This window comes from Candidatus Magnetobacterium casense (assembly GCF_019173545.1).
Classification (GTDB): Bacteria; Nitrospirota; Thermodesulfovibrionia; order Thermodesulfovibrionales; family Magnetobacteriaceae; genus Magnetobacterium; species Magnetobacterium cryptolimnobacter.
This window is the reverse complement of the sequence record NZ_JABXWD010000200.1, coordinates 1-6,454: the sequence shown is the minus strand read 5'-3', so window position 1 is coordinate 6,454 and position 6,454 is coordinate 1. Positions and strand designations below refer to the sequence as shown.

8 protein-coding genes are annotated in these 6,454 nt (G+C 47.8%); 1 reads left to right on the top strand and 7 read right to left on the bottom strand.

The genetic code is table 11. The annotated features are described in order from the left end of the window. Positions 1-938 (top strand): proprotein convertase P-domain-containing protein (locus HWQ67_RS11120; RefSeq protein ID WP_218252758.1); only part of this gene is annotated, 938 nt, incomplete at its 5' end. Here the strand turns inward: HWQ67_RS11120 and HWQ67_RS11115 are convergent. The 7 genes from HWQ67_RS11115 to HWQ67_RS11085 form a co-directional block, all read right to left on the bottom strand. Then, positions 935-1,183 carry a hypothetical protein gene (locus HWQ67_RS11115; protein ID WP_218252757.1) on the bottom strand — a complete coding sequence of 83 codons (249 nt, stop codon included), beginning with the start codon at positions 1,181-1,183 and terminating at the stop codon, positions 935-937. The genes HWQ67_RS11120 and HWQ67_RS11115 overlap by 4 nt on opposite strands. Positions 1,184-1,406: 223 nt before the next feature. Beyond that, positions 1,407-2,714, bottom strand: coding sequence for a UDP-glucose dehydrogenase family protein (locus tag HWQ67_RS11110; protein WP_218252756.1), 1,308 nt, complete (start codon positions 2,712-2,714; stop codon positions 1,407-1,409). 85 nt (positions 2,715-2,799) lie between these two features. Continuing rightward, positions 2,800-3,591 (bottom strand): YifB family Mg chelatase-like AAA ATPase, encoded by a 792-nt coding sequence (locus HWQ67_RS11105; protein WP_218252755.1) that lies wholly within the window; start codon positions 3,589-3,591, stop codon positions 2,800-2,802. 54 nt (positions 3,592-3,645) lie between these two features. Continuing rightward, complete coding sequence (locus HWQ67_RS11100; RefSeq protein ID WP_218252754.1) at positions 3,646-4,641, bottom strand: tyrosine-type recombinase/integrase; 996 nt, start codon at positions 4,639-4,641, stop codon at positions 3,646-3,648. Beyond that, entirely contained in the window at positions 4,638-4,874 is a 237-nt protein-coding gene (locus HWQ67_RS11095) for an excisionase family DNA-binding protein (RefSeq protein ID WP_218252753.1), read from the bottom strand. The genes HWQ67_RS11100 and HWQ67_RS11095 overlap by 4 nt, the downstream gene beginning before the upstream one ends. Before the next feature lie 422 nt (positions 4,875-5,296). Beyond that, positions 5,297-6,106 (bottom strand): DNA adenine methylase, encoded by an 810-nt coding sequence (locus HWQ67_RS11090; protein WP_255317238.1) that lies wholly within the window; start codon positions 6,104-6,106, stop codon positions 5,297-5,299. Beyond that, the gene (locus HWQ67_RS11085) at positions 6,097-6,399 is read right to left on the bottom strand and encodes a hypothetical protein (RefSeq protein ID WP_218252751.1); all 303 of its coding nucleotides are present in this window, start codon (positions 6,397-6,399) and stop codon (positions 6,097-6,099) included. Before HWQ67_RS11085 ends, HWQ67_RS11090 begins: the two co-directional genes overlap by 10 nt. Between the last annotated feature and the right edge of the window lie 55 nt (positions 6,400-6,454).

Below are 6,454 nucleotides of genomic sequence, written 5' to 3'. Positions count from 1 at the left end.
TGCTGTCATGGCGCGATGTGCGTTACATACTTGCAATGTCCGCACGCAAGAACGACCCGCTCGACGCCGATTGGACAGTCAATGGCGCCAGATTGCACGTCAACCACAAGTACGGCTTTGGAATCATCGATGTATCGGAGGCCGTAAACAAAGCAAAGACGTGGACATCACTGCCTCCGGAGACCTCCGTAACAAAGTCCGCCACCGTCAATCAATTCATCCCCGATAATACCCCTGCAGGGCTCGACAACACGGTAAGCGTATCGGAAGCGGGAGATATGCTAGTTGAATTCGTTGAGGTTTATCTCAATGCCCCCGACCACACCTGCTTCACCGACTTAGACGTAACCCTGACCTCACCCTCGGGGACAAAGAGTGTCCTGGCCTCTGCCCATCCAATCACATCGTGTCCGTCCGAGTATGCCTTTGACAACTGGCGCTTTGGTTCAACACACCACCTCGGTGAACCGGCATCAGGCAACTGGACACTGCACGTTGCAGACCGCCTGGCAGGCAACATGGGGACGCTCAAGTCCTGGACCCTCAAACTCTATGGTCACAGCAAGGGCCTCCTGCCACAGGTCATGGTCAACGGAAAGTCCCTCCAAACAAGCGGCAGTTCCACCGATAACCTGTCCATAACGGTCAGCCTTGCAGCCGGCCAATTCGGCGGCAGAAACGCCGACTGGTGGCTCTATGCAACCGGTCCAAACGGTCTGATGTACTACTTCAACGCCGCCACCTGGTCGTGGGTCAGTGGCGCCGGCCTGAGCTACCAGGGACCGCTGTTTAACTTCCCCCTCAGCAGCGTCTTTAACGGCAACGGTCTGCCACCGGGCAACTATACCGTTACCTTTGGTGTTGACCTAACACCCAATGGCATCGTTGATGCGAGCTTCTTTGTCTCAGACAGCGTCGATTTCACCGTAACCCCCTAACGGTTACAGGTCTTTGATGGCCTCCGCAGCCACATAGGTACCGGTAACCCTCTGCTTTCCATGTTGCTGATGACCCGGTCCTTTACGGTGGGTTGCGGACCGCTGCAAAACATCCTGCTGTATCCGATCCGAAGGTTAATCGCCGACAATCCATACACCAGGATGAGCGGCAGCAACACCGGCAGGAGCACCACGGCTATCGGTAACAAAAACGGCGCCAACGCTATTAGTGTCTTTTTCATCATAACGCTATTATATACAAAGATGGCTGCTTTTTAAAAGAGCCAGGGCATTTCAATACTTGCCCATTTGTAATAGTTCACCCCCCTAAGAAGAAGAAAAGAAAGGGGCGGCTCCGCTTCTTGGCGCTCCAGGTCGCACCTGGCCCCCTTGACCCCTTCTTACCTTGTTGACATTGGGTTGATTATACACAACATTTCAATTGTATAGCTGAACTATTACGCCCATTTATCCTGGTAATCGTCCCACGGCATAATATGAAAAGCCAAGTTCCTTCATCTTAGCGGGTTCGTATACGTTTCTGAGGTCAAAGAACAACGGAGTCTTTATCAGGGCTTTGAGCCTGGGCATGTCGAGGTTTCTGAACTGGTTCCACTCGGTGATCAGGACAACGGCATCGGCATCAACAAAGACATCGTAGAGGTCGTTGACGTAGTGTACGGTATCAAAGAGTTTTCTGGCATTGTTTATACTTACGGGGTCAAATGCCTTGATGGTGGCGCCTCGTTTCAGTAGCTCATCGATCAAAAAGAGTGAGGGTGCCTCACGGATGTCATCGGTGTTTGGCTTAAAAGAGAGTCCCAGAAGTGCGATAGTCCTTCCGCCGACCTCACCCATGACATTGAGTATCTTTTGCAACATGCGCTCTCTCTGTCGCTCATTGGTGTTGATCGTGGCAGAGATGATGTTAAGATTAAGCGAGTACTCAGAGGCAAGGGTCATCAGGGCACGCGTGTCCTTTGGAAAGCAGGAGCCGCCATAGCCCGGACCAGGGTGCAGGAATTTCTTGCCAATCCGGCCATCCAGGCCCATTGCACGGGCAACGTCGTGGACATCGGCGTTGACCAGCTCACAGAGGTTTGCCATTTCGTTGATAAATGATATCTTGGTTGCCAGAAAGGCATTTGATGCGTACTTGATAAGCTCCGACGTCTCTATGTTGGTTATGACAAAAGGGGTCTCTATCAGATAAAGAGGTCTGTACAGGTCCTTCATGATAGAGATGGCCTGCTGACTCTCTGCGCCGATGACAACCCTGTCAGGACGCATGAAGTCATCAATGGCCGCCCCCTCGCGCAGAAACTCGGGGTTGGAGACAATATCAAATCTCACCCTGCCGTCACATCCCGCAGCGATCAGTTCTCTGAGTCTCCTGCCTGTACCCACCGGTACCGTACTCTTTGTGGCAATAACCTTGTATATATCGATGTGTTTGGCTATCTCCCTGGCAACCTCAAAGACATAGCTCAGGTCCGCCGAACCGTCCTCCCTTGAAGGCGTTCCAACGGCAATGAAAATAACCAGTGAGTTCCTGACGGCCTCGCCCATGTCCGTGCTAAATCCAAGCCTGCCCTCACGGATATTTCTGCTGACCATGTCCGAAAGATTGGGTTCGTAAAAGGGTATCTCTCCCCTGTTTAACATCCGCACCTTCTCGGCGTCATTATCCACGCATCTGACCGTACCGCCAAATTCTGCAAAACACGTCCCCGTGACCAGTCCCACGTAGCCGCAACCTATTATGGCTATATTCATAAATCGTTCTCCTTAAAATTATCCCTTCGTCCATTGTATAATATTACAGGATTATTTGTCTAATTGCCCTATTGCGGGGCAGGCTCTATATGGTTTCCCTGTCGAGGCTTCTGTACTGGATGGCCTCTGAGAGGTGATGGGGCTGTATCTGGTCGCTGCCGTGCAGGTCTGCTATGGTTCTTGATACCTTGAGAATTCTCGTATAGGCGCGGGCGGAGAGTCCGAGGTGTTCCATGGCGGCGTTTATGAGGTTTTGGGAATCGGTATCCAGGGTGCAATATTTTTTGATATGCCGTGGTTTCATCTGACTGTTTGTGTAGATGTGGTCTTTTCTGAATCGTTCTATCTGCATTTTTCTGGCGGCGATCACCCGCTTACGTATTTCAGCCGAAGTTTCGGCACCCTTGACAGAGGACAACTCATGCGGGGGCAGGGCCGGGACATCGATGTGGATGTCGATACGGTCCAGCAGCGGACCGGATATCTTTGCCCTGTACCTATGCACTGCCGCCGTCGAACACGTGCACTGTCGCCTGGTGTCGTTGAGATAGCCGCAGGGGCATGGGTTCATAGCCGCCACCAGCATAAACGACGCCGGATAACTGATGGTCGCCGCCGAGCGTGCTATGGTGACCTCGGCGTTTTCAATGGGTTGACGCAGCACCTCCAGGACGTTGCGCTTGAACTCCGGCAGTTCATCCAGAAACAGCACCCCGTTGTGCGACAACGACACCTCCCCCGGACGTGGCGATTGACCGCCGCCTATGAGGGCAACGTCCGAAATCGTGTGATGTGGACAACGAAAGGGACGTCGGGCTATGATGGGGACATCGCTTCTGAGATATCCTGAGACGCTGTGTATCTCTTGATTGCTCATGTTTTATGCCAATCCCCAAGTGTGGTGGGCGCGTTTTGGGTACATTCTTGCATTTCAGTATTCAATTTTCGCAATGGCATCTTGGAGATGGCGTTGGCTTAGATGCGCATATATTAGCGTTGTATTGTATGATGAATGTCCAAGCAGTTCCTGTACCGTTTGCAGACTGATCCCTTTCTGTACAAGTAATGATGCAAAGGTATGTCGGAGATCATGTACCCTAAAATCGCCTACTCCTGCTTTTTTAAAATAATTTTTCATTGTATGCGTGATAGTGTCAGACTTCACCTGGAAGACCCTCCCAACGCCACGCCCATGTTCTTTTATTGTTTTCTTCAGCCCTTCTGAGATAGGGACCTTCCGGCTTTTGTATGTTTTTGTTTTCCTGAAAACAATTCCGTCTTCTTGGATATCTGCCCATTGAAGCCCTTGTACCTCTGCCCTTCTTCCGCCTGTATGAATATAAAAAGAAAATATCAATCTATACATCCTGTTGTCTCCTATAGCAGCATACACGCTCTGTATTTGTTGCTCACTTAGAAACTTTGGAGGAATATTTTGCACCCGTAACCGCTTGCACCCGATAAATGGATTTACTTTCAGGTATTCTCTCTCAAACGCCCATGAGAACGCCGATTTAATCCGGTTCATATCCCCATTAATTGTGATTGATTTGTTCTTGATGGCAGTACAATAAACCACATAAGCGTCCATATCCTTCTTTCTGATGTCTGCCAACTGCTTGTTTTGTCCAATTACTCCCATGAGCTTCTGTAGTGCCTGTTTTGCACGTTTCCAAGTACCTACCGCTCTATTGGCACCACACCATTCCAGATAAGCCGCTGATAATTCTTGCAGCGACATAGTCGGCGTCCTGTCTAATACTACGAGCTTTCCCTTGACGGCCTCCCGCTGTAGTGCGATAAACCGCATCTTGGCCTCGCGCTCATCGCGGGTCTGAAGTGACCGCTTGTGCGTCCTGTCAATCTGCACATACCAGATACCGTTGTCGTCGCGTTTGAATAGTCTCATACCATCTACTGATTTCATTTTATGCTCCTGATGATGGTTTTTGCAAACGCCCGCGCTCGGTCTACGTCTGACTGTAGGTAGTCGTCAATGGCCTGTCGTGGGATGATGTACCTGGTTCCGACGCGCTTATTGCGGATTTCACCGGCGACAAGTAGTGGCCTCAGTGTGTTCCAGGACAGGCCGAGGACGTAGCACGCCTGCCCTGGCGATAGCACGGCTGCGTCAGGTGGTGGTGGTGTCTTCTTGATCATGTCTTAATCCCAGAAAAACAGAAACTCATCTGTATCCTCATCCCATCGTGAATTCATACCGTCTGATAGCAAATTCATAAGCAAGCTCCAATCAAACGGTTCGGTTTTGAAATGTTTTTTAGGGGTTGATGATACCAGGTATCAGCATAGCTCATGTATCCCCTTTATGTGGAACATCTCTACCATGTCTCTCTTGCTATCTGCCCCCGTAGCCGATGAGCAAGACGCTAAGGCCTATGCCCACAACCCACCATGATACACGTTCTATTGCGGTCATCACTACACCCATCCCTGTTTTTTGAATATCCGTTTTGCTTCTTCACGACTTATTGATTTCAACGGAATATCGTAACCTTTTTTTCTAAAACGCAGAAACCATTTCATTTAGGTCCAAAGTGCTCCCAACAAGTCCTTTAATCCTCTCATTCTTTCCTGCTAATATTAGTGATAATTAATTCTTTAACCTTTTTCCTGCCTGTCCCGTCACAATTAATTGATCGGGGAGCATCTACCTCGTGAAGATCAAAACACTCGTACTGTCCCCATAACTGTTTGACGAAATCTGTGTTGCTGTTGGACGCCAGCACGTGACAGCCTTTAGTCGCCAGGTTTGCACACACCTGAGCAAGATCAGTTTGGTCTTGCTCCGTGAAACCCGCTGCGGTATATGCTGTGAATCCTCCGTGATAGGGTGGATCGGCATAGATGAAATCACCACAATTGCAAGACGCTAAGGCTTCTCTGAAATCTTGACATTTTATGTATTGGAAGTTTCTGTTTAATACATCATGCACTAACTCAATGTTCTTTCTATCATATAACATTGGGTTTTTGTATTTGCCCCACGGAACATTATACTGTCCGTTTTTGTTTTCTCTGTATAAACCATTAAATCCTGTTTTGTTGAGGTAAATGAAATTGGAGGCTGATACACATTCTCTATGATGTTTAATCTTTGCTGCAATGATGCCATATTCTTCTTTGTTGTTTTTCATCTCGGATAGAAGTGACATCAATATTCTGTGTGAATATTTTATAACTACATATGTGTTCACTAAATGTATGTTAGAATCAGACAACCTTGCCGCATCGGGACACAAACGAAAATATAAAGCCCCTCCACCCAAAAATGGCTCTATATAATCATTATATCTTACTGGCACATACTTTAATAATTCCGGCAAGAGGCGTGTCTTACCTCCTGCCCATTTAAGAAACGGTTTCAATAGCATAATCCTACTTTTTTACTATTGTTGTAACTATTATCAAATATCCAGATGTCGGTGTTGTTCTTGTAGAACAAAAATAATACTTTGATTGAGGATTCATCTTTTATGCTTGTAAATATCCCTATTTCTACTTGATAGCCATAACTTCTTGCCACATCTATGATATATTCTACTGAGTGAATAAAAGGAATATGACAGTATCCCATCAAAGCAGATAGTTGAAATATCGACAATGCACCTTCCCATCCACTTGCAAATAATTCAAAGATTGATGTAATGCCTCTAATTCCAGTCATGCTTCTTTTTGATATATTTTCATTGTTTAATCTCCAAATTGTCTCTTATCTTTAT